The organism is Desulfurellaceae bacterium, assembly GCA_021296095.1.
Taxonomy (GTDB): Bacteria; Desulfobacterota; Binatia; order Bin18; family Bin18; genus JAAXHF01.
Window position 1 is genome coordinate 1 of sequence record JAGWBB010000018.1, and the last position, 22,968, is coordinate 22,968.

General features: G+C 61.2%; 24 protein-coding genes. 9 read left to right on the forward strand and 15 right to left on the reverse strand.

The window, feature by feature from the left end; translation table 11 throughout:
* The first annotated feature begins 141 nt into the window (after nucleotides 1–141).
* Nucleotides 142–393 (forward strand): hypothetical protein, encoded by a 252-nt coding sequence (locus J4F42_06120; GenBank protein ID MCE2485070.1) that lies wholly within the window; start codon nucleotides 142–144, stop codon nucleotides 391–393.
* 71 nt (nucleotides 394–464) lie between these two features.
* Here J4F42_06120 and J4F42_06125 read toward each other — a convergent pair whose 3' ends face one another.
* Nucleotides 465–875, reverse strand: a complete 411-nt coding sequence (locus tag J4F42_06125; GenBank protein MCE2485071.1) for a hypothetical protein — start codon at nucleotides 873–875, stop codon at nucleotides 465–467.
* A 465-nt stretch (nucleotides 876–1,340) separates the two neighbouring features.
* Here J4F42_06125 and J4F42_06130 point away from each other — a divergent pair, with 465 nt between their 5' ends.
* Nucleotides 1,341–1,841: a VOC family protein gene (locus J4F42_06130; GenBank protein MCE2485072.1), complete on the forward strand. Its 501-nt coding sequence runs from the start codon at nucleotides 1,341–1,343 to the stop codon at nucleotides 1,839–1,841.
* Between the two features lie 10 nt (nucleotides 1,842–1,851).
* Here the strand turns inward: J4F42_06130 and J4F42_06135 are convergent, their stop codons facing one another.
* Genes J4F42_06135 through J4F42_06150 form a run of 4 tightly spaced genes read right to left on the reverse strand, consistent with a single transcriptional unit; the run spans nucleotide 1,852 to nucleotide 7,249 of the window.
* On the reverse strand, nucleotides 1,852–2,604 hold the full coding sequence (locus J4F42_06135; GenBank protein ID MCE2485073.1) for a tetratricopeptide repeat protein: 753 nt from the start codon (nucleotides 2,602–2,604) through the stop codon (nucleotides 1,852–1,854).
* Between the two features lie 11 nt (nucleotides 2,605–2,615).
* The gene (locus J4F42_06140; GenBank protein MCE2485074.1) at nucleotides 2,616–4,517 is read right to left on the reverse strand and encodes an Nramp family divalent metal transporter; all 1,902 of its coding nucleotides are present in this window, start codon (nucleotides 4,515–4,517) and stop codon (nucleotides 2,616–2,618) included.
* Nucleotides 4,510–5,547, reverse strand: a complete 1,038-nt coding sequence (locus tag J4F42_06145; protein ID MCE2485075.1) for an LLM class flavin-dependent oxidoreductase — start codon at nucleotides 5,545–5,547, stop codon at nucleotides 4,510–4,512. Before J4F42_06145 ends, J4F42_06140 begins: the two co-directional genes overlap by 8 nt.
* Before the next feature lie 28 nt (nucleotides 5,548–5,575).
* The gene (locus J4F42_06150; GenBank protein ID MCE2485076.1) at nucleotides 5,576–7,249 is read right to left on the reverse strand and encodes a formate--tetrahydrofolate ligase; all 1,674 of its coding nucleotides are present in this window, start codon (nucleotides 7,247–7,249) and stop codon (nucleotides 5,576–5,578) included.
* Nucleotides 7,250–7,426: 177 nt separating this feature from the next.
* Between J4F42_06150 and J4F42_06155 the strand changes: the two genes are divergently transcribed.
* On the forward strand, nucleotides 7,427–8,452 hold the full coding sequence (locus J4F42_06155) for a flippase-like domain-containing protein (protein MCE2485077.1): 1,026 nt from the start codon (nucleotides 7,427–7,429) through the stop codon (nucleotides 8,450–8,452).
* On the opposite strand, the gene J4F42_06160 is transcribed toward J4F42_06155, so the two are convergent.
* The gene (locus J4F42_06160; protein MCE2485078.1) at nucleotides 8,449–9,078 is read right to left on the reverse strand and encodes a CDP-alcohol phosphatidyltransferase family protein; all 630 of its coding nucleotides are present in this window, start codon (nucleotides 9,076–9,078) and stop codon (nucleotides 8,449–8,451) included. The two genes, J4F42_06155 and J4F42_06160, sit on opposite strands and share 4 nt — an antisense overlap.
* 494 nt (nucleotides 9,079–9,572) lie before the next feature.
* Here J4F42_06160 and J4F42_06165 point away from each other — a divergent pair, with 494 nt between their 5' ends.
* The gene (locus J4F42_06165) at nucleotides 9,573–9,812 is read left to right on the forward strand and encodes an AbrB/MazE/SpoVT family DNA-binding domain-containing protein (GenBank protein MCE2485079.1); all 240 of its coding nucleotides are present in this window, start codon (nucleotides 9,573–9,575) and stop codon (nucleotides 9,810–9,812) included.
* A gap of 76 nt (nucleotides 9,813–9,888) precedes the next feature.
* On the opposite strand, the gene J4F42_06170 is transcribed toward J4F42_06165, so the two are convergent.
* The 3 genes from J4F42_06170 to J4F42_06180 form a co-directional block, all read right to left on the reverse strand.
* Nucleotides 9,889–10,464 (reverse strand): peptidylprolyl isomerase, encoded by a 576-nt coding sequence (locus J4F42_06170; GenBank protein MCE2485080.1) that lies wholly within the window; start codon nucleotides 10,462–10,464, stop codon nucleotides 9,889–9,891.
* 126 nt (nucleotides 10,465–10,590) lie between these two features.
* Nucleotides 10,591–11,493: an SDR family oxidoreductase gene (locus J4F42_06175; GenBank protein MCE2485081.1), complete on the reverse strand. Its 903-nt coding sequence runs from the start codon at nucleotides 11,491–11,493 to the stop codon at nucleotides 10,591–10,593.
* Nucleotides 11,494–11,513: 20 nt separating this feature from the next.
* Complete coding sequence (locus J4F42_06180; GenBank protein ID MCE2485082.1) at nucleotides 11,514–12,698, reverse strand: acyl-CoA dehydrogenase family protein; 1,185 nt, start codon at nucleotides 12,696–12,698, stop codon at nucleotides 11,514–11,516.
* A 133-nt stretch (nucleotides 12,699–12,831) separates the two neighbouring features.
* Here J4F42_06180 and J4F42_06185 point away from each other — a divergent pair, with 133 nt between their 5' ends.
* Complete coding sequence (locus tag J4F42_06185) at nucleotides 12,832–13,857, forward strand: LLM class flavin-dependent oxidoreductase (GenBank protein MCE2485083.1); 1,026 nt, start codon at nucleotides 12,832–12,834, stop codon at nucleotides 13,855–13,857.
* A 23-nt stretch (nucleotides 13,858–13,880) separates the two neighbouring features.
* Here J4F42_06185 and J4F42_06190 read toward each other — a convergent pair whose 3' ends face one another.
* Complete coding sequence (locus J4F42_06190; GenBank protein MCE2485084.1) at nucleotides 13,881–14,120, reverse strand: hypothetical protein; 240 nt, start codon at nucleotides 14,118–14,120, stop codon at nucleotides 13,881–13,883.
* Nucleotides 14,121–14,200: 80 nt separating this feature from the next.
* Between J4F42_06190 and J4F42_06195 the strand changes: the two genes are divergently transcribed.
* Nucleotides 14,201–15,268, forward strand: a complete 1,068-nt coding sequence (locus J4F42_06195) for a phosphotransferase (protein ID MCE2485085.1) — start codon at nucleotides 14,201–14,203, stop codon at nucleotides 15,266–15,268.
* Nucleotides 15,269–15,302: 34 nt separating this feature from the next.
* The gene (locus tag J4F42_06200; protein ID MCE2485086.1) at nucleotides 15,303–16,043 is read left to right on the forward strand and encodes an NDP-sugar synthase; all 741 of its coding nucleotides are present in this window, start codon (nucleotides 15,303–15,305) and stop codon (nucleotides 16,041–16,043) included.
* Here the strand turns inward: J4F42_06200 and J4F42_06205 are convergent.
* The 5 genes from J4F42_06205 to J4F42_06225 form a co-directional block, all read right to left on the reverse strand.
* A complete protein-coding gene (locus J4F42_06205) occupies nucleotides 16,023–16,775 on the reverse strand; it encodes a gamma-glutamyl-gamma-aminobutyrate hydrolase family protein (GenBank protein MCE2485087.1) in 753 nt (250 codons plus the stop codon). The genes J4F42_06200 and J4F42_06205 overlap by 21 nt on opposite strands.
* 98 nt (nucleotides 16,776–16,873) lie before the next feature.
* Nucleotides 16,874–17,104 (reverse strand): type II toxin-antitoxin system HicB family antitoxin, encoded by a 231-nt coding sequence (locus J4F42_06210; protein ID MCE2485088.1) that lies wholly within the window; start codon nucleotides 17,102–17,104, stop codon nucleotides 16,874–16,876.
* Nucleotides 17,105–17,117: 13 nt separating this feature from the next.
* Nucleotides 17,118–18,221 (reverse strand): hypothetical protein, encoded by a 1,104-nt coding sequence (locus J4F42_06215; GenBank protein MCE2485089.1) that lies wholly within the window; start codon nucleotides 18,219–18,221, stop codon nucleotides 17,118–17,120.
* 22 nt (nucleotides 18,222–18,243) lie between these two features.
* A complete protein-coding gene (locus J4F42_06220) occupies nucleotides 18,244–18,564 on the reverse strand; it encodes a type II toxin-antitoxin system RelE/ParE family toxin (protein ID MCE2485090.1) in 321 nt (106 codons plus the stop codon).
* On the reverse strand, nucleotides 18,561–18,851 hold the full coding sequence (locus tag J4F42_06225) for a hypothetical protein (GenBank protein ID MCE2485091.1): 291 nt from the start codon (nucleotides 18,849–18,851) through the stop codon (nucleotides 18,561–18,563). The genes J4F42_06220 and J4F42_06225 overlap by 4 nt, the downstream gene beginning before the upstream one ends.
* A 118-nt stretch (nucleotides 18,852–18,969) precedes the next feature.
* Between J4F42_06225 and J4F42_06230 the strand changes: the two genes are divergently transcribed.
* Together J4F42_06230 and J4F42_06235 are read left to right on the forward strand one after the other, a co-directional pair.
* The gene (locus tag J4F42_06230; GenBank protein MCE2485092.1) at nucleotides 18,970–22,026 is read left to right on the forward strand and encodes an N-6 DNA methylase; all 3,057 of its coding nucleotides are present in this window, start codon (nucleotides 18,970–18,972) and stop codon (nucleotides 22,024–22,026) included.
* 13 nt (nucleotides 22,027–22,039) lie between these two features.
* On the forward strand, nucleotides 22,040–22,453 hold the full coding sequence (locus tag J4F42_06235) for a hypothetical protein (protein ID MCE2485093.1): 414 nt from the start codon (nucleotides 22,040–22,042) through the stop codon (nucleotides 22,451–22,453).
* Nucleotides 22,454–22,968: the final 515 nt, after the last annotated feature.

Below are 22,968 nucleotides of genomic sequence, written 5' to 3' on the forward strand. Positions count from 1 at the left end.
GTATCTCTTATGCCAATGGCTTGGCGGATACGTTCAAGCTTGCGTTGTAGGAACCGCTCGGGCAAGCCGCAGATCGGAAACGCCATGACCCGATTACAGGTGTACCCGGCAACCCTGAGGGAGCCAGCATGGGAGTCCTGATTGACGGCACGTGGGAAAAAGACCGAGACGGAGGCAGACTGGCGCGTATTCCCAACGCTGGTGCGTTTCGACGCGGTGTATCACGGCCACTTCTGCAACCTGCGCCGACTGATCGACTGTCCCAATCTGTGGGCCTACACGAAACGCCTGTACGTCCTGCCCGGCGTCAAAGACACGGTGTTTCTCGACCACATCAAGAATCACTACTATGCGAGCCACGCGATTATTAGAGCGTTTTACGTTAGGCTGTAGCCAAGCCGTTCCGCTCTCGTCTGGTGGGGCCTGTAAGCTCTCCCGGCGGTGGGCCGTCACCCCAAATTGTTCTAGCTATCGAATGTCCCGCCAATAGCGGCCGTGTCGTTGTATTCGCGCAGGTAGGCGAGCTTCCCATCCGGCGCGAATCGGAACTCCCACACGAACGGCATGTCGCAGGCGCGACCCGTTTCTATCGATCTGCCGTTTTTTTCGACCCCGGGCGCCGCCAGAATGCGCGTCTCCGGGTCGTAAATAAAATCGTGGAAGACGAGTTCGCCGTTGGCCGCCTTCTCTGTCAGGTGCGCGAAATAGTGTTGTAGTCCCGACACACCCTCGTAGCGGCCGCCAAACGGCACATGGGACGGCAGAAAATTTTCCCAGACGAAATCGTCGGTCATCATTTTCACGCACTCGGGGAAGTCGGTCAGGAGGAGTTTCAGATACCTGTTGACTGTGTCGATCGCCTGTTGTTTTGTCATATCCTCTCCTCGGTCATATACCTGTGGAGGTTGGTGAGCACCATCTGCTCCTCCTTTTTTGTCCGAACCTTACGCTCCTGCCGTATCAAATTGGAGCGGCCAAGTCTGTGGGCCTCGGACAACCATCGACGTAATCTGCTCGACCCGTTCTATCGCACGGGTAAAAGGCGGACACTCGAACAACAACTCTCCGGCCTTCCAGCCGAGCCCACGGCGCGCCCAAGCGATAATGGATGCCATAGCCAAAGGCGATGTGATCTTGCGGATTGCGGGCGATGTCAAAGCGGTCCGGCTCAGGGAATTGAGCACGAGCACGTTCTGTCCGGCTGGAATCTTCCCGCCTTCCAACTCTACTAGCGTGAACACGCCCTAGCGAAACCGCGCGCAAGTCTTGACCCGCCATGACCGAGTGGCGTACAGGATAAGGAGTCGTTCGGAGTCTCACATCAGGAAGGAGGGATTGTTATGGCAAGACCAAGAGGAATGTCCCATGTTGCGCTGTGCGCCCGCGACTTTGACCGCTCGCTGCATTTCTACCGCGATCTGCTCGGCTTCAAGGTCGCCCAGGAGGGCACCAACGTCGAAGGCCAAGGCGAGGATGCGGGCATCTACCGGGTCAAAAACCGCAAGATCAAATTTGCCACCCTGCGCTACGGTCGGGTGAAAAAGGGGCCGTACGGCATGACTGAGGACGCCCCGATCGTGGTCATCATCGCGCCGGAAGGCAAGCCGCCGACCGGCCGAAGCATCAAGGTCGATCAGGTCGGCATCTCGCATATCGGCTTCTGGGTCAAAGGGCTCAACGCGATGTACAGAGACCTCAAGGCCAAGGGGGTGAAGTTCGCCGCCGCGCCGCACGTCCTGGCCAAGACCAAAGAGGGCACCATCCGCAGCGCGTTTGCCGAAGACCCGGATGGCATCCTGATCCAGCTCGACGAAATGGTCCCGGCCAAGCAGGCCGCCTAAACCTGCGGGCTCAGGCATTCCGGGCGCGGATTGCCTGAGCCCGAGCTTCCGCCTCTTGGGCCTCGGCCTCACGCTCCATCTTCCTCAGCAGTCGCGCCTCGGCCTCCAGCACGGCCGCCACCGCTGGGTGCTCCGGGCCGAGCGCCTCTTCCCTGACGCGCAGCGCCCGCTCAAAAACCGCCCGAGCCTCCGGGTAGTGCCCTTGGCCGACGTAGGTCTCGCCCAGGCCAACCAGACTGCTGGCGACAGACGGATGGTGGGGGCCAAAGGCGTCCTGTCTGATGTCCAACGACCGCTTGAACAGCTCCTCGGCCTCGGCATAACGGCTCTGGTCGCCATAGATCGCGGCCAGGGTGTTGATGCTGTTGGTGAGGCTCATGTGACGCGCGCCGTGAAGGTTTTCCTTGATCGCCAGCGAGCGCTTGATCAGGCTTTCGGCCTCGGCGTATTGACTGCGGTCACGGCACAGCGAGGCCAGGTTGTTGAGGCTCTGGGCGACGAGCAGATGGGTGGGCTCGAGCAGCGCTTCGCGAATGGCCAGGGCGCGTCGATACAAGGGCTCGGCCCGGTCATATTTGTTCTGATTATGGTACAGATTGGCCAGATTGTTCAGGACCAACGCCAGGCGCAGGTCTTCCTGACCGGACTGTTCGACCTCTTCGAGGGCGGCCACAAAGAGGTCCTCGGCTTCGGCGTAGCGGCCCTGCAGGTGGAGTTGGGTCGCGGCGTGATTCTTGGCCTCCCAGGATGAATCGTCACTCATGGTTCGTTCTCCTATGGCAGCAGGTCGCCGCGCAGACTCCAGCCCAGCTGGGCGTCGAGCCGGGCGTCGAGCGCCATGAAACTCATGAAAAAGTACCAGCCCGAGCAGCCCAGCAGGGCCAGCTGTTTCCACCACCGGGGTTGCAGGGCGGGCGGCAGAAAGCGGCGGTTGACGTACAGCGTATGCAGGGCGCTGACCGCCAGCAGAAACCCGGCGATATTCGACATGATCAGAATCATCGTCAGCGGTCGGGCGATCTGCATGGCGATGGAACACCAGGTGACATACATGCCGATGATCAGGTAGTAGATCTTGTACACGTTATGGGGCGGCATATGGCGGGCCAGAATAAAGGCCGAGCCGACCAGCCAGGCCGTGCCGAACACGAAGACGCTGACGGTCGTGCGCCACTCGACCCACATGCCGTCGGCGCCGGCCGTCTGGCCGACCCTGAGCGCCGACATGGCGACGCAGCCGAGCACGCTGAACAGGTAGATCAGCACCAGCGGGGTCAGGACACGGGTCTCAAGCCGGTCGGCCCGCATGCTGGCGGCCAGCCGTCGCACGGCCCATATCGCGGCCGGCACGCCGTACACAAAGGCGGTCGCCAGCAGCAGCTGGGGGCTGGACAGGAGCCCGGACCGCCACACGCCCAGCAGCCCGAGCCCGACCAGGCCGGCCGTCGCCGACCACACCAGGCGCGATCCCCTGGCCGTCCGCTCCGGCTGGCTGCCGGTCCAGATCATATCGCTCCAGCGCCGGCCGATGGCGTCCATACTGCCGAGCTGGCTGGAGAACAACACCCAGAAGCCGCACACCAGGGTGAGATACCAGAAGACGGCGCCATAGCGGCTGGCAATGCCCTCGGCCTGAAACGCCGCCGCCTGCCACTGGCCCAGACTCCGGCTCGGATCGATGAACTCAACGGCCAGGATAGCCGGCAGGGCAATGCCCAGCATGGCCCCTCCGCCCCAGATCAGAGCCTGGTCGAACAGAATGTACTTCCACCACTCCCGAAAGCGACGCAGGCTGTCTGGGGTGACCGGAAAGACCATGCCCAGGTGCGACAGGCTGATCTCTTTGCCGCCGACCGCAGACGGAATGGCGCCGACCAGAGAGCCCATGCCCCAGCCTTTGTCGCGGACATAATTGCTGATCGCCGCGTTGCCCAAACCGCCCGCCCCGGCAAAGGCGGCAAAGCCGGCAATCAGCGCCCAGTCGAGGGCCTGTCCGTCGGGGAAGTAGCCGAAGTTGACAAAACCGGCCAAGACCAAGCCCCACGACCGGCCGCTGACCATAAAAAGGTCAACAAACAGCAGATAGCTGAAGATCCACACGACCATGAAGGTGATCGTCACCTGGAGCATGGTGTAGACCTTGCCGCCAAACAGCACCAGGCCGGCGCACACGGCAAAAATCGCGTAGGCACAGGCGGTGACCAGAACGGCGTCAGCCTGGCTCGGCATGACGTAGGCGTCGTGCTGCACGCTCAGGATGCCGGCGGCGACTGCGGTGGCGGCATTGGTGGCCAGGCCCGGCCACAGCACGCCGGCGTCCAGGCTCAGATACCACATGCTGTACCACTTGCTACCGGGCCAGCAGCGCATATAGCCGGTGAAGATCGGCTCACCGGTGGCCAGGGCGTAGCGGGCGACCTCCTGGTTCAGACACGACTGGAGGACGACCGAAACCGTGGCGATCCACAGCATGCTGCCGGCGTATTTGGCGGTCAGGGCCGGGCCGAGCAGCCACTCGCCGCTGCCGATGGCGGCCCCGACCAGGATGACCCCGGGCCCGATTTCGCGTAGGGCATTGCGGACGCTGAAGCGCGGCGGGGCGGGCAGCTCGCCGACGTTCCAGGCCGGCAGACGGCCCGGGTCGGGAAATGCCTGGCTGTCGCGGCGGCTAGGCAAACTCCGGCATCACTTCCTGGGCGAAGACCTCCAGCCCATGCTTGGCCCGGGCCGGATCCCGCGCCCCGGCGTGCATGTAGAAGGCTACCTGCTCAATGCCGAACTCGTCCCGTAGCTCCCCCAGCCGCCGCCGGCAGTCTTGCGGGTTGCCGACAATCGCCCGCTCCTCCAGATTGTCGGGCAGGGATTGCATCAGCTCGAGGAAGGCCCGGAGCGGATCGCCCGAGCGCAGCTGGGCCATCGCCTCGGGCGGCGCAAATGACGAGACCAAGTCAATATAATTGCGGGTACACTCTTTGGCCTCGGCCAGGGCCCGCTGTCGGTCGTGATCGACAAACAGGAAAAAGATAAAGGTTTCCTGCTGCCCGGTGTGGCCGTGCTCTTTGAGCAGCGCCCGGTAGCGCTCGACCCGACGCCGCACCTCGGGGTGGGGCGCGGACAGCCACGGCACGACAAAGGCGTTGTCGCCCAGCCGCCCGGCGGTTTCAAACGATTCCAGGCTGAGCGTACCGCGATAGATCGGCGGATGAGGTTTCTGGGCCGGCTTGGGCGACACCGACAGTTCCGGTACCTGCCAGAACTGGCCCTGGTAGGAAAAACTGTCCTGGGTCCAGGCCCGGCGGATAATCTCCAGAGCCTCTTCGTAGCGCGCCTGACTCTCCTGGGGCGGAATGCAGAAACCCTCAAAATGCTTGGGAATGATTCCGCGTCCCGCCCCGAAGTCGAGCCGGCCGTTGCTCAGAATGTCGAGCATGGCGAAGTCCTCGGCCTTGCGCAGCGGGTTCTCGAACGGCAGCAGGCTGATGGCGGTGCCCAGCCGCAGGGTCGTGGTCTCGCGGGCCAGGGCGGTCAGAAACAGCTGGGGGCTGGGACAGATGCCGAAGGAGTAGAAGTGTTCCTCGCCCAGCCAGACCGAGTCAAAGCCGAGCTGTTCGGAGCGGATGACGAGGTCGAGGGTGTCCTGATAATAGCGACCCTCGTCCTGGCGATCCTGGAAAAAGTCGAACAGGGAAAACAGTCCGAATTTCATGATGCTTCCTCGTGTTGCGCGTTGCGGCCTAGAACATGCCCGAAATCCTGCCGGTCGCATCCATCTTCATGCCCAAGGCGGCCGGCTTGGCGGCCAGGCCCGGCATGGTCAGCATGTCTCCGGTCAGCGGCACGCAGAAACCCGCCCCGGCCGACAGCCGAATCTCACGTACCGACAGGGTGAAGTCGCGCGGCCGGCCGTAGCGCTTGGGGTCGTCGGACAGCGACATCTGGGTTTTGGCCATGCAGACCGGAAAATGGCTGTAGCCGAGGTCGTCGATACGTCTGAGATCGGTCCGGGCGCGCGGTAGCAGGCTGATGTCGGCGGCGCCATAGATCTTCTGGGCGATGGCGCGAATCTTGTCCTCAATCGGCATGTCCGAGGGGTACAGAAAGCGCGGCGGCGGTGGGTCGTCCTGACACGCCTCGACAATCGCCTCGGCCAGGGCCAGGCCGCCCTCGCCGCCCTGACCGAACACGTCGATGACCGTGGCCGGCACGCCCAGGGCCTGGCACTCGTCTACGATGAGCTGGAGTTCGTCCGGGCTGTCGGCCGCAAAGCGGTTGACCGCAATGAGCGGTTGCAGGCCATAGGTGCGGATGCTCTCGGCGTGCTTGGCCAGATTGTCCATGCCCGCCTTGAGGCTGGTCAGGTCTGGTTTGGTGACCTCGGCAACGGGCGTGCCGCCGTGCATTTTCAGCGCTTTGGCGGTGGCTACCAGCACCACCGCCGACGGCCAGATGTTGGCCTCGCGGCACTTGATATCCAGAAACTTCTCGCCGCCCAGATCGAAGCCGAAACCGGCCTCGGTGACCACATAGTCGGCGTAGCTGAGGGCCAAGCGGGTTGCCAGCACGCTGTTGCAGCCGTGGGCAATGTTGGCGAACGGTCCGCCGTGGACAAAGGCCGGCACGCCTTCGACGGTCTGGACCAGATTCGGTTTCAGGGCGTCCCTGAGGATGATGGCCATGGCGTCAGGCGCCTGAACGTCGCGGGCCAGGACCGGCTGGCGCCCGCGGGTAAAGCCGACCACAATCCGCGACAGGCGTTCGAGCAGATCGGCCGGGCCGCTGCTCAGCGACAGAATGGCCATGATCTCAGACGCGGCGGTGATATCAAAGCCGTCCTCGCGCGGCACGCCCATCAGCCGGCCGCCCAGACCCAGGACGATCTGACGCAGCGCCCGGTCGTTCATGTCCATAACCCGCCGCCAGCGAATCTGACGCACGTCGCAGTCGGTCTGGCCGTGAAACAGGGCGTTGTCGAGCATGGCGGCTAACAGGTTGTGGGCTGAGCTGACGGCGTGGATGTCGCCGGTGAAGTGCAGGTTGATGTCCTCCATCGGCAGGACCTGTGAGCGGCCGCCGCCACAGCCGCCGCCTTTGACGCCGAACACCGGTCCCATCGACGGCTCGCGGACGGCGACAGCGGCGTTTTTGCCCAGCCGCGCCAGGGCTTGGCCGAGGCCGATGGTGGTGGTGGTCTTTCCCTCACCCGCCGGGGTTGGGGTAATGGCGGAAACAAGAATGAGTTTGCCCTGGGGACGGGCGGCTGCGTCCGACAGCGCTTCGAGTCCGACCTTGGCTTTGACCCGACCGTAGAGTTCAAGGTGTTCAGGGGGAAGGGATAAGCGGGCCGCGATCTCCTCAATCGGTTTGAGGCTCACGGCTTGGGCCACCGCCAGATTCTGCTCACGGCTCATACGGCTGATTCCTTTCAAAAACGGACGCTGATGACCCCCCGAGCCGGAAGACTTCCCCGTCCGCCTGTCTGGTCTCTGCTGCCGGATTGTTCACCCGGAGGCAAAGGCTTGTCAAGCAGGCAGCGCGTGATATACACAGGGCCGCCTGCACGGCAGCCCACGGAATTCGGAGGAAGCATGGCAGCGGCACGGGGCGACTCGCATCGCGTACGGAATCTGGCGCTCAGCCTGGTCGTCAGCGGCGGTTTTCTGTACCTGGCCTTTCGGAATGTCGAACTCGACGAGCTGGGCCAGGCCCTGGCCCGGGTGGATGGCGGCTGGCTGCTGGTGGCGGTGATTGTCAGCCTGCTGATCATGGTGTTCCGCGCCTGGCGCTGGCAACTGGAACTCCGCCCCCTCGAACATGTACCGGTCGGTCGGCTGTGGGTCGTGACCTCGGTCGCCTATATGGCCATCAATCTGCTGCCGGTCCGCCTGGGCGAGATCGTCCGGCCCTGGCTGCTGTCGCGCCGCTCGGGCGTGTCATTCTCGAATGTGATCGGCAATCTGGTGGTCGAGAAGATGATGGATTCGATTTGCATCGTCTTGTATATGCTGGCCGGCCTGCTGTTTATTGAAAGCCTGCCCGTCTGGGTCCGCCAAGGCGCTCTGGTCCCGGCCACGATTGCCGGCGTCTTCGTGTCCGTGGTCGTGCTGTTCTGGTGGAAGGGTGAGGCGTTCATTGATCGCTGGGTCCTCCGCCTGCTGCCGGCACGCTTTGGCGGTCGGGTCAAAAGCATTCTGGCTGCGGTGACTGCCGGGATGCGGATTCTGCCCAATCCCGGCCTACTGCTAGCGGTGTTTGTGGTCTCGCTGGCGCTGTGGTTTCTGCCGATTGTGTCGAGCTATATCATGATCCGCGCCTTCGATCTGAACGCCCCGTTCAGCGCTGCCCTGGTGGTGTTCATTTTCATCGGCTTTGGCACGGCGCTGCCCAATCTGCCGGGCATGATCGGCCCCTATCAATACGCCTGCCAGCTGGCGTTGGGGCTGTTCGGGGTCAGTCAGGTAGACGGGCTGGCCTATGGTATAGTGCTGAACGCCGTCCAGTTCCTGACCCTGGTGGCCCAGGGTCTGTGCGCCCTGCCGATTGCCGGTGTCCGTTTTGCCGATATTCGCAAGGCCGGTGATGAGGTGAAGCTGGAAGGCGCACCGGCCAGCTAGTCCCGGCGCGGCCCAAGGCGCCGAGCGTGCAGGAAAAAGCGCAGCCGCAGACCCATCGCCAGCAGCAGATAGACCAGCCACAGGCCGAGCAGGCCCTGCGTGGCGAGCTCGGGCAGGAGCTGCTGGCCGGTGGCCGTATGCAGCCCCAGCACGCCGGTGCCGATGAAATTGAGAATTCCGGCCCAGTGACCGATCGGGTTGGACACCAGGACAACGCTCGTATCGCGGTCTGACAGCAGCCAGGAGTCCAACACGTACTGGCCGAAGGCCACGGCCACGGCTGTCGGAATCCACCACGGGACCGTCCCCAGGTGAACCAGATAGCCGAGCGTGACCAGCAGGAAGCTGATATCGGCCAGGTTATCGAAGATTTTTCCCCGCCCGGAACTCAGACCCAGCGTCCGGGCAACCGGCCCGTCGTAATAGTCGCTGGCGCAGATCAGGAGGAACAGCCCGGTCACCAGCCCGGCGTTCAGCAGGCTTGGCCGCCGCCAGCCGGTGTCGATGGCGTACACAAAGAGCGGGGTCAGGACGAGCCGCAGGCCGGTCAGCACGTGGGCAAAATTAAACGGCCGCCGGTCAGGCAAAAAGAGCGCTTTTCTGTTGACAGACTGCTCTGTCGTCATAGCTCCCAGTGTAGAGGGAAAAAGGCCGAAACGGAACCGAGGCGACACCTGCATCGCGCGTCTGGCAGGCTGGAGGCCTGTGCTCCGGAGCCTGCGCCATTTTCCCCAGGCTTCACACGATCCGAAAAAAGATGCTATAGCCGGATGTCTGCGGCCTATTCGGGAAAGATAGAGAGTAGGCCGCGCGGGTTGATGGAGATGAGGAGGAGCGGATGTGGCGAAAGGAAACCTGCGCCTATCAGTGTCAGGAGTGTGAGGAATCATTCCCCAGTATTCCTCAAGGAAACTGTCCTTACTGTGGCTCGGAAGCCATACTCACATTAGGCTGGGATCGGGTGTCCTCGGATGAACGGGGCAACTGGCTTAACCGTATTCGGGGTCGGTCGCGCCAAGCCTCCCGGGACGCGGACGCACTTGCATCGCGACGGCGTTGACGGCCGTCAAGTGCCGGAGCCCCCGCATATCTTCAAGGGCGGCCGGGAAGGGAGGTGACCATGCCTTCCGAGCGGCGAGTTCGTCTATTTCGGGATGGCCGTAGCCAGGCGTTGCGTATTCCGCGAGAGTTCGAGCTGGAGAGCGATGAGGTCATCATCCACAAGGAAGGAGACCGTTTGATCGTCGAGCCTGTCAGAAAAGGTCGGTTGCTGGACTTGCTCGCAACCTCGGAGCCGCTTGACGAAACTTTTCCAGATGTGGATGAAGCACTCCCCCTGCTGGATGATACGGAGCTTTGATTCTGATGCCGGGTCCCCGCTACCTCTTGGATACCAGTATCCTCTGAAGATATGGTCCCGGTTCCTATTGAGCCGGCTATTGCTCCGGTTGAGTGGGAACCGTGATGGCGGGCGGCATCTCTATGCGGTTGCCACCCTCTTCGACGGTGAGGACGGTGATATCGAAGGTCAACTCCTGGCCGGCCAGGGGGTGATTCGTATCAATCGTGGCGTTGGTGTCGTCAAGCGCGGTGATCTTGGCAAACCGCATCTGCCCGTCCGGCCCCACACCCTGGAGTTGGGCGCCGACCTTACGCGCCTGCTCCGGGATTCTGTCCAGCGGCACCTGCTGGGTGCGGCCGGGGTCAACCTCGCCGTAGCCGTCCTGGGGAGACACCACGACCTTTTTTGTGTCGCCGACCTTGAGGCCGAGCAGCCCCTGCTCAAGTCCGCTGACCAACTCGCCTCTGCCGTGGATATAGACCAGCGGCTCCTGCCCGACGTTGGTGCCGGCTTGGCTGCCGTCGCCCAGGGTTAAGGTGTATTCCAGTGAGACCTGTCTGCCGTCGGCAATCGTCATTGCTTCGGCGGCCTGATCCTCAGCCCATGCGCTCCAGCTCCCTATGAGGAGAGCCATGACAAGCGCGCTCATGCTCCAGATTGGACGTGTCATTGTGTGTTTCCTTTCAAAAAAGGGTATGAAAATGTGATTCATCCTCTCTTGCTGCTCAGACAGGCGAGGATGAATCACCCCGTCCACCCTGGGGCAGAACGCCGGGGCTGAGAAGCGTCGTGTGCGCTACAGCATACGCGGCGGATTCAGATGGGAGCCGAGGGTGCCCTTGAACACCTTGAACAGGTGGTCGAGATCCCACGGACCCGGGCTGTAAATCGTCTTTTCCGGCTCAAGATGGGTATAGACGGAGATCCGGTAACCGCTGGCGCCAAACGCCTGACCCGTCACCTCCTGGGCGTCGTCGCTGGCCAGGAAAACCACAATCGGGGCGACATTGGCCGGGTCCATGGGGCTGGCTTGTTCCTGGGCGGCATCACTGCTCTCGGTCAAGCCCATCTGCTGGGCAAAATTGGCCGGGATGGTGTCGGTCATACGGGTCGCCGCACCGGGCAGGATGGCGTTGCAGGTCACGCCGTATTTCTTGAGGGCGTTGGCGCAGCTGTAGGTCAAACCCAGGATGCCCGCCTTGGCGGCCGCATAGTTGGGCTGGCCGGGTGCGCCGAGGGCCGAGCCGGACGAAAAATTGATGATACGGCCGCCCTTTTGCTGGCGCATCAGCGCCGAAGCCGGACGAATGGTGCAAAAGTGGCCCTTCAGATGGACCGCGACCACCGCGTCCCACTCTTCTTCGCTCATATTGAAGATCATGCGGTCGCGCAGAATCCCGGCGCAGTTGACCAGAATATCCAGTTTGCCGAAGCTATCGACCGCAGTCTGGATCAGCGCCTCGCCGCCCTCGACGGTGGCGATATTGCTGGTGTTGGCCACGGCCTGACCGCCAGCCGCGCTGATCTCATCCACCACCTGCTGGGCCGGACCGGTGTCCTGCCCCTCACCGTCCACGCTGGCGCCGAGATCGTTGACCACGACCTTGGCCCCTTCTTTGGCCATGAGGGTGACAATTCCGCGTCCGATGCCGCGGCCCGAGCCGGTCACGACTGCAACTTTTCCGTCAAGTTTGCCCATTGTTGTTCCTCCTTATGATGTCATCCTTTTGGTAATCCCAGGACCCGGTCGCCCAGGATGCCACGCTGAATCTCTGAGGTCCCGCCGGCTATGGTCAGCAAACGGTAGGCCAGGGCGGCCTTGGGCCAGCGCCCGCTTCTGAGCGCGTGGTCCGAGCCCTGAACGAGCTGGGCGTAGGGACCGAGCAGTTCGGTGGCAAACATGGCCAGCCGCATGTTCAGCTCCGAGCCGGCCAGTTTGTTGACCGAGCCTTCGGGGCCGGGCGGATTGCCCTGAATACGCTTGCTGAGGCTGCGGAACATATTGTAGGTGATGGCCTTGCACTCAATCGAGAACTGGGCCAGCTGTTGGCGAACCGCAGGGTCCTGGCTGGCCGGTTTGCCGCCCAGGTCAAGTTCTTTGGCCAGGTCGATGAGTTCGGCCAGATGGCGGTGGACGGGCAGCTCGTTGCCAATCCCGGCCCGCTCGTGCATCAGGGTGGTGACCAGGACCTTCCAGCCTTCGTCCTTGGGACCGATCAGATTTGTGCGGGGTACGCGCACATCTTCAAAAAAGACCTCGTTGAACTCGGCGTCTCCGGTCATCTGCACCAGCGGCCGCAGGCTGAGGCCGGGCGTCTTCATATCGACCAGCAGACAGCTGATGCCCTTGTGCTTGGGGGCGTCCGGATTGGTGCGTACAAACAGTTGGATATAGTCGGCGCGGTGGGCGAAGCTGGTCCAGACTTTCTGGCCGTTGACCACAAAATAGTCGCCCTGTTCAACGGCCCGGGTCTGCATCGAGGCCAGGTCGGAGCCGGCGCCCGGTTCCGACAGCCCCTCACACCAGATTTCGTCCCCAGACAGAATCTTGGGCAGATGGTCTTTTTTCTGCTCGTCCGTGCCCCAGTGGATCAGTGTCGGGCCGGCCATCATCAGGCCCAGGGTATTGGCAAAACGCGGCGCGTGAGCCTTGGCCATTTCCTGGTTGTAGATGAACATCTGCATCAGACTCGCCCCGCGGCCGCCGTACTCCTTGGGCCAGTGGATGCCGACCCAGCCGTCCTTGGAGGCGGTCTTTTGCCAGGCGCGTTGATACTCGAAGCGGGCGTCGACATCAATATCGTCGAAGTGCTGGGGGTCGTAACCCTCGGGCAAATTGGCCTGCAGCCAGGTCTGGACCTCCTGACGAAAGGCTTCCTCTTCGGGGGTAAAGTTGAAATCCATGCTGTTCCTCCGCGCCGGCCAGCTTAACCGCTTCGCCAGCCAGGGTAAAGGGTTGCGGGGGCGAACAGGGCTTGCGGTTTCGACTGCCGGGCGTCATAAGGGCGTCTACAAGCAGGCACGACAGGAGATCAGGATGGCGATCAACGGCAAGCGGTATTGGGGTATTCTGCCGCCACAAACGGCGGTCCAGATTCTTGACGCGGCCAAAAGTGCCGAAGAGCTGGGGCTGGACGGGCTGTGGGGCATTCAGCTGCCCGGCCCGCCGTTTTTGCCCCTGGCCACCGCCGCGGGCGGAACCCAGCGGCTGAAACTCGGCACCGGGGTGACGCTGGCCTTTACCCGGAGTCCGTTTGAAACGGCGTTGTCGGCCCTGGACCTCGACCTGATCAGCGGCGGCCGGACGGTCCTGGGCATCGGTCCCAGCGTGCGCCGCTTTAACGAGAACTGGCACGGCGTGGCCTACGACCCGCCCCTGGCGCGTCTGCGCGAGGTCATTACCCTCATCCGTCTGATCATTGAACAGGGCCATCTGGGCAAGCTCGGCAAATGGCAGGGCGCGTACTACACGGTCGATTTCAGCGACCTGAATATCCTGCGCCCGCCGGTCCGGCCCAGTATTCCGATCTACCTGTCGGCCCTGTTCACCGGTGCGGTGCGGCTGGCCGGCGAACTCGGCGACGGGCTGGCCGGCCACCCGATCTGGTCGGCGGAGTGGATTCGAGACCGGGTGGAGCCGAATCTCGAGGCGGGGCTGGCCACGGCCAACAAAAACCGCCGCGATTTCGATCTGAACATCTGGGCCTATGTGGCGATTCATCCTGACCGACGCCAGGCGATTGCCGATGCGCGGGGCACGGTCGCCTTTTATTCGTCCATCGCCCAGTATGAGAAGTATTTTGCCGCCCACGGGTTTGGCGAGGCCGCCCGTCGGGCTGCGGCGGCCGCTCAGGCCCAGGATCCCAAGGCCATGATTACGGCCATTCCGGACGCCATGGTCGAAACCTTTGCGGTGGTCGGAACGCCGGACGAGGTGCGTGCTCAGATCAACGCGCGCTGGGAAGTGGCAGATTCACTGACCCTGATGGAGCCCTCGTTTTTCCTCAAGGCCGAGCAAGTACGCGCCTATCAGCACGCCCTGGTCGAGACGCTGTACCGTTGAGTGTCGAACCGATCCGGGGCCACTTATTTGTCCTGATACAGTTTGTCCAACTGGCTCAGCAGATCCGCCCGGCTGCCGGGAGGAGCCTCTTCGGACGCTGGGGGCGGCTGTGGCGGGGATGACTCGCCCGCACCGGCTTCGGCCCCGAGTTGGGCCAGCTGGCGTTGCAACTGGGCGATGAGCCGCTCCTTGTCGGCCAGCTCCTGACGTAGCTGTCGAACCAGGGCCTCAAGCTCGGCCGTACTTGCCTGGTGGGCTGCCATACGCCCTGTCTCATCATACGCCTGGGGCGTTTGCAAGGCGGCTTTGACAAGCCGCAGCCCGGTTGCTAGTCGGTACGGCTATGGATACCAGCGTGCCGGATGGGCTGAGGGCGGCGGTTGAGCGAACCTGGGGGGCTGAGATTGCGGCGGTCGAGCCCTTGGCCGGTGACGCCTCAAGCCGCAGCTACCTGCGTCTGCGTTTGCGCGACGGCGGGCCGCCGAGTGTGGTGGTGATGGTGCTGGCCGATAGCGCCCTGCCCCTGTCGTCGGAAGAACTGGCGGTGTTTTCCGAGCCGCTGACCGAGCTGCCGTATGTGAATGTTGACCGCTTTCTGCGACCGCTCGGCATGCGTATTCCAGACCTGTATTACGACGGCCAAAAAGAGGGCTTTCTGCTGCTCGAAGATATCGGCGATACGCCGCTCCGCGAGGCCGCCCAGGCCGGTTCGGCAGCCGATACGGAAGCCCTGTACCGCCAGGCCATTGACCAGCTGCTGTTGCTCCAGATTAGCGGCACCCGTAAACGCGACAGCACCTGCATCGCCTTTCAGCAGCGCTTTGATCGGCGGCTGTTCGCCTGGGAGTTTGAGCATTTTGTCGAGTGGGGGCTTGAAAAGCGAACCGGCAGGCCGCTGCCCGAGGCTGATGCCAAGGTGCTGCGGCCCCTGTTTGAGGACATTGCCGGGCGGCTTGATCGTGCGCCGGCGTTTCTCAACCACCGCGACTATCACAGCTGGAACCTGTTTGTGCACGACCGCGAGATTCGGGTCATTGACTTCCAGGATGCGCTGCTGGGTCCCGCCACTTATGACTTGGCGACCCTGCTGAACGACCGCGATACGCCGGCAGTGATCGCCCCGGATCTGGAGCACCGGCTGGTCGAGTATTACTATGACGCCTGGCACCAGGCCGGTGGAGATCCGCTGTCACACGACACGGTGTGGCACGAGTACAACCTGTGCCTGTTGCAGAAAGCGTGTAAAGTGGTCGGCCGGTTTTATTATCTGGAGCTGGAAAAGCACAAGACCGGCTACAGCCGCTATATTCCGCCGACCCTGGCAACCATCCGCCGGGTGCTCGAACGCCTGCCCGAGTATCGTCCCTTGCAGGATATTGTGGCCCGACATTTTCCCCAAGCTGAACGATGAGAGCCACTTCATCGAGAAGAGACCTCCGTTCGCCTTGCTCGCCATGCGTGCCATGATTCTGGCCGCCGGGCTGGGGACCCGCCTGCGGCCGCTCACCAACACGACGCCCAAGGCGCTGGCCCCGGTGGCGGACCGCCCGCTGATCGAGTACGCCCTGCGTTTTGTGCGCGCGCAGGGCATCCACGAGGTGGTGATCAACCTCCATTACCTGGGCGATCAGATTCGGGCCAGGCTGGGGGACGGGCGAGACTACGGCGTGCGGATTACCTATTCTGTTGAGGAGCGGCTGCTGGAGACCGGGGGCGGGGTGAAGCAGGCTCAGGCGTTGCTGGACGGCGGAACGTTTCTGGTCGTCAACTCTGACGCCATTCTCGATCTCGATCTGGCTGCGGTGCTCGACGCCCACCGACGTAACCGGGCCGTGGCTACCCTGGTCCTACGGCCCGATCCCGACGCGGCCAGCTACGGTCTGTTGGAGATTGACCAGAGCGGCCGCCTGCGCCGTTTACGCGGCCAGCCGGCCGGGGTGGATGAGCCGCTGTCGGCCTATATGTTCACCGGCTGTCAGATTCTTGAACCCAGGGTTTTTGATTTCATGCCCACGCCGACGCCGTTCAGCCTCACCCGTCAGACCTATGTCGAGATGCTCCGGGCCGGGGAGCCGCTGTACGGCTTTGTCCATACCGGGCCGTGGATGGTGGTGGACGATGCCGAGGGCATGGCCCGGGCAACGCAGGCCATCCGCTCAGGACGGCTACGTCTGTCCTATCTCTGATCTGTGTTGGCCCAGGCCGATGCGGGCAAAGTTCTCCAGACAGCGCTGGGCCGCCGGAGCTTCCCGGACGCTCGTCAGCAGCCACTCGCGCAGGGCCAGGGCGGCCGGCTTGGCGGGAAACGCCTCGGGTGGCAGGGCGGCGCTCAGGGAATGAATCAGGTTGTGGAGAATCGTCGGGGTGAACTCGGGGTGAAACTGGGTGCCCCAGATACGCTCGCCGAGCCGAAACGCCTGGTACGGCCAGTGTTCATTGTCGGCCAGGCTGACCGCGCCCGGGGGCAGGCTGGTGACCACGTCGCCGTGGCTCATGTGGGCCAGAAAAGAGTCCGCCAGGTCTGCAAACAGGCGGTCGGCCCGTCCCTCGGCAGTCAGGCTGAGGCCGACCGTGCCCAGCTCCCAGCCCCGGGGACATTTCTCGACCCTGCCGCCAAAGGCTTGAGCCACAAGCTGATGGCCAAAACACACACCGTAGATCGGCACCTCGCGGTCTGCGGCCCGTCTCAGAAAGCCCTCGCTGCGGGCGATCCAGGCATCGCCGTCGTAGGTCGAGGCCGGCGAGCCGGTGGCGATAATACCGGCCCAGTCGGTCTCGGCCAGCGTGTCCTTACGGGCGTCGAGCACCACGCACCGCTCGTCACCCAGCAGGTTCAGAAAGGCCCGTTCATAGCGGCCCAGCTGTTCGGTCACCCGCCGGGGCAGGTCGCCAGTCTTGAGGATGAGCAGGGGCTTCATGAGATTTTATATCTCCTGCAATATTCTCCGGAATTCCTCAAACTTCAGATGGAACAGCACTTTTTCCATGGTGGAAGCGCTGATGATCGGGAGTTTGCTCACACGCTTACTGAAATCTGCTGAATACCGATGAACGGGGTGAGTTCAAGCTCTTCTCCTTGCTCTCGCCTTTCTTCCAGACACACTTCAACAACTTCCTGAAGATTGTGTCGCAGCTCATCAAGGGTTGCGCCTTGCGTATGCGCTCCGGGGAGCGCTGGAATAGTGCCGACAAAAAGCTGTGTATCAGGATCGAACTCGATATAGGCAGTCAGGGTGTGTTTTTGCATCACTGGTCCTCTCTCACCGGTCCCGATGGTCGCGCGTCTGGCCGGGAGCCTTGGGGTGGGCGTAGGGGTGGGGGCGCTCGGTGGCCACCTCAAACGGAATGGCCTCCAGGTGGGCCATGCTGTCCCGGTAGGCGGCGACCAGGCGGTCTTCGCCCTCGTAATTAAACGGGTCTTGGAGGCGTTTCTCGATTTCCCCGCCCCGTTCCGGTTGATGCTCGACATACCACCTGACGGTGCTGGTCAGGGCGTCTTCGACCGTGTGGACATCGGTGTAGCCGAGCTGCTTCTTGATCTTGGTCAGATCGACGACCCGGTGGTGGGAGCTTTGCTGCATGGCATACGGATGGGACGGGCGGGCGATATGGTGCGGCATGCTGACAATATCCCACTCGTAGTCCAGCTCCTTGGAGATGACCTCAACGACCTGACGCAGGCTGAACTGCTGCTCGTCGCCACAGTTATACAGCTGGCCGGCCGAGGCTTCGGGCTGATCCACGGCCAGCAGAACGGCGTGGGCCAGATTGCCCGCATAGCCGTGGGTAAACAGCATCAGCCCGGCATCCGGCAGAATGATATACGGCCGCTTATCCAGGATACGCCGGATGACGCTCCACTCGCGGGGGACGAGTTGGTACGGGCCGTAGACGTAGGGATAGCGGAAGTAGGCGGCGGTCGGGTGGGTTTCCAGGACGGCCTGCTCGGTCTGGGCAATCAGATACGCAAAGCGCAGTTCCTCCTCGCTATCGACCACCGGCGCGTCTTCGGGAACCGCCCCCTTCAGGCCGGGCGGGAACAGCGCATAAGCGTCCATATAGCCCCGATAGCTGGCCACCCCACCGACCCCGACAAAGCGGCCGACTTTGCCGACCAGGGCTTCGGCCACAAAGCGGATGCGACCATAGGTCACCACGGCCAGATCAAAGGTTCGTGTGCCCAGGGCCTCATCAATGGTTTCCCGAAAGTGCGGGTCGCCGTGAATATGTTCGACCTGGGGCGGTATCTCGGGAATTTCGTGGGTTCCGCGGTGAAAAATCGTGACCTCATAGCCCCGTTCGATCAGGCCATTGACGATAAACGGGCCGGTTGGGCCAGTCCCTCCGACGACAAGTGCTTTCATTTGTCCTCCCTATTCTTCGGCATCAGTCCCCACCATCCAGAATCCGAGCGATATCTCGTCCACCGTACAGGACACGCTCGATGAAAACGGTCTGCTCTGTGACACGGTAAAAAATAAGATGTCTGGTAAACCCTCGAATGCGCCAGATGCGGAGTCCCTGTAACCGTGGATGGGAAGTCTGGTACTGTCTGCCCATTTCCGGTTGTTGCGCTAACTGTTCAAACGTCCTGCGTGCGGCTGTAACAAATCGCCTGGCAGCAGACGGACTATCTTGCAGAATATCCGTGGTCGTTGCAACGAGGTCTTCTTCCACCGCTCGCTCAACAACAAGCTGCCGTTTCACGACTTTCCAGGCTGATTTTTTCGTGCCGTCGGCTCTCGGACGATCCCTTCAAGGCGATCCCAAAACTCTGGGGTCAACTCGCGGTAGTCGCCCCGTTCCACCGCTTCCAGCAACTTCGCTTCCAGCTGCTGCCGGGTTGCTTGGTCCTGGTCGGCACGAATGAGGGAGCGGACATACTCGCTCACCGTATGAAAGCCCTGACTGGCGATACGCTCCTTAATGAACATTTCCATCGTCGCTGGAACAGGGACGCTCAAGATTTTCTTTGCATGGATTTCGGCGCTCATAAGCGCAGTCTATCAGTCGTCTGATTTATTCACAAGAAATCATATCCTGAAGAGTGTCCTGGTCCTTGTACACTCTGCTGTTCAAGGGCATAAAAGCTCCTGTTGCGAGGGAACACCCATGCCGATTGCCGCGGCTGCCAAACCAAAAGACATCAAGGACTACTACGCGGCTCTGGACGCCTACGCTGAGCAGGGCGTGACGCATGAAGGGGCGGTGCGTTCGGCCTTTCAAAATCTGCTGGTCGAGACCGGTCGGCGGGCCGGCTGGACGCTCATCCCGGAGTTGCCGCTGGGGTCCATCCGGCCTGACGGGACGTTTCGGGATGAGTATTTCCTCAACCGCGGCTACTGGGAAGCCAAGGACACGAAAGATCGGCTTGAAGCCGAAATCGAGAAGAAAAGAGCCAAAGGCTATCCGCTGACAAACACGATTTTTGAAGACACCCGACACGCCTACCTGTACCAGAACGGTCAGGTCGCCATGCAGGTTGACCTGACCGAGCGGGAACAGCTCAGCAACCTGCTCATCACCTTTTTCTCGTACACGGAACCCGCCCATGAGGACTTCGGCACGGCGGTGGGCGATTTCAAGCAGCGCGTGCCGGACCTGGCCCGCGGCCTTGTCCAGATCATCCAGGCTGCCCACACCACCAACGCCAGATTCAAGCGGGCGGTTGCCAGTTTCTTTGAGCTGTGCCAGGACTCGCTGAATCCCAACATCAGTGAAGCGGCGGTTGACGAGATGCTGGTGCAGCATCTTTTGACCGAGCGGCTCATTCGGACGATTTTTGACAGTCAGGATTTTACCCGCCGGAACGTGATTGCGGCCGAGGTGGAAAAAGTCATCGACGCCTTGGTCAGCAGGGCGTTCAACCGGCATGAATTTCTGAAACGGCTCGACCCGTTCTATCTGGCTATCGAGTCCGCCGCCCGAACGATTACGGATTTCAGCGAGAAGCAGCACTTCCTGAACGCCGTCTACGAGCGCTTCTTTCAGGGCTACTCAATCAAGGCAGCCGATACCCTTGGCATCGTCTACACGCCCCAGGAAATTGTCGATTTCATGTGTTCAAGCGTCGAGCAGGTGCTCAAGGAAGAGTTTGGCAAGCAGCTCAGCGACCCGGGCGTGAACATTCTCGACCCCTGCACGGGAACCGGGAATTTCGTGGTGAACCTCCTGCGCCGCATTCCCAGGCGCGACCTGCGGCGCGTGTACACCGAGCAGCTGTTTGCCAACGAGGTCATGCTGCTGCCGTACTACATCGCCGCGCTCAACATCGAACATGCCTACTACGAACGCACCGGCGAGTATGAGCCGTTCGACGGCCTGTGCTTTGTTGACACGCTCGAACTGGCAGAGGGCAGCGAGCAACAATTTGCCTTTATGACCGAGGAGAACACCGCACGGGTAGAACGCCAGAAGACCGCCCCTATTACCGTTATTATCGGCAACCCGCCCTACAACGTCGGACAGATTAACGAAAACGACAACAACAAAAACCGGAAGTACAAAGTCATCGATGAGCGTATCAGAGTCACGTATGCCAAGGATTCCAGGGCGAGCAATGTCAACAAGCTCTCTGACGCCTACGTGAAGTTCTTTCGCTGGGCTGTAGAGCGGCTGGAAGAGCGGGACGGGATTGTATGCTTTGTGACCAATAACAGCTTCGTGGATCAAACCACTTTCGATGGCGTAAGGAAAAACCTGTTGCAAGATTTCACGAGTATTTACCACGTCGATCTGCACGGCAACGTCCGGGAGAATCCCAAGCTCAGCGGGACAACTCACAACGTATTCGGTATCCAGGTTGGCGTCGGCATTACGGTTGCTGTTCGTAAGGGGCAGCACGTGGACCGTACCTTGCTGTATCATCGCGTTCCCGAAGGCTGGCGTAAGGAAGAGAAGCTGTCTTGGCTGACAAAGAAGCAGAACGTTGCAGGGGTAGAATGGCGGACCCTGCAACCGGACGAGAGACACACCTGGATTCTTCCTCCACACGCTGATGAGTTCAGGGCACTACTCCCCATCGGGAGTCGAGAAACGAAAGCGAATAAGCAAAGAGACGAAGAGGCACTTTTCAAAACGTTCTCCATTGGCGTCAATACCAACCGGGATGCGTGGGTCTATTGCTTTGATAAAAATCAACTGGCCGATCAAGTCCAAAGGAGCATCGAAACATATAACAGCGAGATTGACCGTTGGAAGCGAGCAAAGATGCCGAAGGACATCGATAATTTCGTTGTCAATGATGAATCAAAGCTCAAGTGGAGCAGCAGGCTTAAGGAGACATTTGCGCGTGGCCTCTATACGGATTTTGAAGAAGGAAAAATGAGGAACGCCCTCTATCGCCCTTTCACGAAACGCTTCTTATTCTTTGATTCCATCATGAATCATCGCCAAGGCATCTCGCCCTACATCTTTCCGACAACGGATGCCGAGAAGGAAAATCTTCTTATTTGCGTTCCAAGCGTAGGAAATCGTAAAGATTTTGGTTGCATGGTCACCAATCTGATTCCTCCTTTAGACCTAGCCTTTGAGAAAGCCCAATGCTTTCCCTTCTACGTCTACAACGAAGACGGCACGAACCGGCGTGAGAACATTACCGACTGGGGGCTTCAGCAGTTCCGCGACCATTACAACGACAATACCATAACCAAATGGGACGTTTTCTATTACGTCTATGGCCTGCTGCACCATTCCGGCTATCGGGAGAAGTTCGCCGATAACCTGAAACGTGAGCTGCCGCGCATTCCGTTTGCCCCAGACTTTCAGGCCTTCGCTTCTGCCGGTAAACAGCTTGCCCGGCTGCATCTCGAATACGAAGACCTTGAGCCGTATGATTTGCAATGGATCGAATCGGACGAGGTGCCGCTCTCGTACCGCGTAGAGCGCCTAAAGCTCAGCAAGGACAAAACCGCCCTGATAGTCAACGATTCGCTCACCCTGGCCGGGATTCCCCCGGATGTGTTCGCCTATCGCCTCGGCAACCGCAGCGCCCTGGAGTGGGTCATCGACCAGTACCGTGTCAAGACGGACAAACGCAGTGGCATCCGCTCCGACCCCAACCGTCTCGACGACGAAGAATACATCGTCCGCCTCGTCGGCCAAGTCGTCCGCGTCAGCCTGGAAACGGTAAGCATCGTCCGCGGTCTACCGGAAGATAGTGGATCATAAGGACTCAGAGGTCATGTTCATTGTGCTTGAAGGAAAGCCTATGCCGGAGCATTCTATAACGCTCACACTCCCTGATGCGCTCTACCGACAAGCCCAGCAGGTCGCAAAAACAACCCAACAGGCAATCGAAGAGGTTGTCTTGGCATGGATACATCCTGCTCCAGAAGAGGGCCTGATGGGACTTGATGGGTTATCGAACGATGAGTTGCTCGCCGTCGCCCGAACGACCGTTCCCCCGGTTCACACCCGCCGGCTGCAAGACTTGCTCACTGCCCAGCGCCAGCGGAACCTCACCGAGAGCGAGCAACAGGAAGCGACAAAGCTTGTTGAACAAGAAGATCTGCTGACTCTTCGCAAATCGAAGGCTTTGTTACTCCTCAAGCGGCGAGGCGCTCTCACTGGGAACCTCTCCGCCTTCGGTGTGTGATGGCGTCGCTGGCCGATTGGCTTCGGTTGGGAAACGTTCTAAGACTGGTCAGATTGCGGTCGGGCGTCGGCTGTCCATTCTTCTTCGCTAAAGAAAACCAAGGAACAGAACTGTTCCGAATCTTCCTTCTCTTCTCGTGCAAGGACTCTGAGGGATGCAGCGCTACATTGAGCAACAGCGTCTTGCCAGTGCGCTGCTTGCAGAAAAGGCGACCAGTCCGCCGAATTGATCGGGACGTGAGGCTGAACCTTGCCCTCTCGGATGTGCACAAAATCGATGCCAATGACCGCAATCCTCTTTTGTGAACATTCCTCCGCAAGCCGTGTGGCCTCTCGCAGCGGAAGGTATTGCTCGTTCCCTCTGTCCATCGAACCTTTCTTCTCTTGGGTCTCCATGCTCGTGAGATAGCGTATCAGTGACATCATTGATTCACAAGAAATCAGATGAGGAGGGAAGTGCTCGGGCAGGGGTAGGAGACCTCTCTCACAGCTCTTGTCAACAGGAATCCTCCTTAG

What these genes read in the sequence shown, in the direction of transcription:
- J4F42_06125 (MCE2485071.1), bottom strand. Translation starts at nt 875, where the DNA reads ATGACAAAACAACAGGCGATCGACACAGTCAACAGGTATCTGAAACTC.
- J4F42_06130 (MCE2485072.1), top strand. Translation starts at nt 1,341, where the DNA reads ATGGCAAGACCAAGAGGAATGTCCCATGTTGCGCTGTGCGCCCGCGAC.
- J4F42_06135 (MCE2485073.1), bottom strand. Translation starts at nt 2,604, where the DNA reads ATGAGTGACGATTCATCCTGGGAGGCCAAGAATCACGCCGCGACCCAA.
- J4F42_06145 (MCE2485075.1), bottom strand. Translation starts at nt 5,547, where the DNA reads ATGAAATTCGGACTGTTTTCCCTGTTCGACTTTTTCCAGGATCGCCAG.
- J4F42_06150 (MCE2485076.1), bottom strand. Translation starts at nt 7,249, where the DNA reads ATGAGCCGTGAGCAGAATCTGGCGGTGGCCCAAGCCGTGAGCCTCAAA.
- J4F42_06155 (MCE2485077.1), top strand. Translation starts at nt 7,427, where the DNA reads ATGGCAGCGGCACGGGGCGACTCGCATCGCGTACGGAATCTGGCGCTC.
- J4F42_06160 (MCE2485078.1), bottom strand. Translation starts at nt 9,078, where the DNA reads ATGACGACAGAGCAGTCTGTCAACAGAAAAGCGCTCTTTTTGCCTGAC.
- J4F42_06165 (MCE2485079.1), top strand. Translation starts at nt 9,573, where the DNA reads ATGCCTTCCGAGCGGCGAGTTCGTCTATTTCGGGATGGCCGTAGCCAG.
- J4F42_06170 (MCE2485080.1), bottom strand. Translation starts at nt 10,464, where the DNA reads ATGACACGTCCAATCTGGAGCATGAGCGCGCTTGTCATGGCTCTCCTC.
- J4F42_06175 (MCE2485081.1), bottom strand. Translation starts at nt 11,493, where the DNA reads ATGGGCAAACTTGACGGAAAAGTTGCAGTCGTGACCGGCTCGGGCCGC.
- J4F42_06180 (MCE2485082.1), bottom strand. Translation starts at nt 12,698, where the DNA reads ATGGATTTCAACTTTACCCCCGAAGAGGAAGCCTTTCGTCAGGAGGTC.
- J4F42_06185 (MCE2485083.1), top strand. Translation starts at nt 12,832, where the DNA reads ATGGCGATCAACGGCAAGCGGTATTGGGGTATTCTGCCGCCACAAACG.
- J4F42_06190 (MCE2485084.1), bottom strand. Translation starts at nt 14,120, where the DNA reads ATGGCAGCCCACCAGGCAAGTACGGCCGAGCTTGAGGCCCTGGTTCGA.
- J4F42_06195 (MCE2485085.1), top strand. Translation starts at nt 14,201, where the DNA reads ATGGATACCAGCGTGCCGGATGGGCTGAGGGCGGCGGTTGAGCGAACC.
- J4F42_06205 (MCE2485087.1), bottom strand. Translation starts at nt 16,775, where the DNA reads ATGAAGCCCCTGCTCATCCTCAAGACTGGCGACCTGCCCCGGCGGGTG.
- J4F42_06210 (MCE2485088.1), bottom strand. Translation starts at nt 17,104, where the DNA reads ATGCAAAAACACACCCTGACTGCCTATATCGAGTTCGATCCTGATACA.
- J4F42_06215 (MCE2485089.1), bottom strand. Translation starts at nt 18,221, where the DNA reads ATGAAAGCACTTGTCGTCGGAGGGACTGGCCCAACCGGCCCGTTTATC.
- J4F42_06225 (MCE2485091.1), bottom strand. Translation starts at nt 18,851, where the DNA reads ATGAGCGCCGAAATCCATGCAAAGAAAATCTTGAGCGTCCCTGTTCCA.
- J4F42_06230 (MCE2485092.1), top strand. Translation starts at nt 18,970, where the DNA reads ATGCCGATTGCCGCGGCTGCCAAACCAAAAGACATCAAGGACTACTAC.
- J4F42_06235 (MCE2485093.1), top strand. Translation starts at nt 22,040, where the DNA reads ATGTTCATTGTGCTTGAAGGAAAGCCTATGCCGGAGCATTCTATAACG.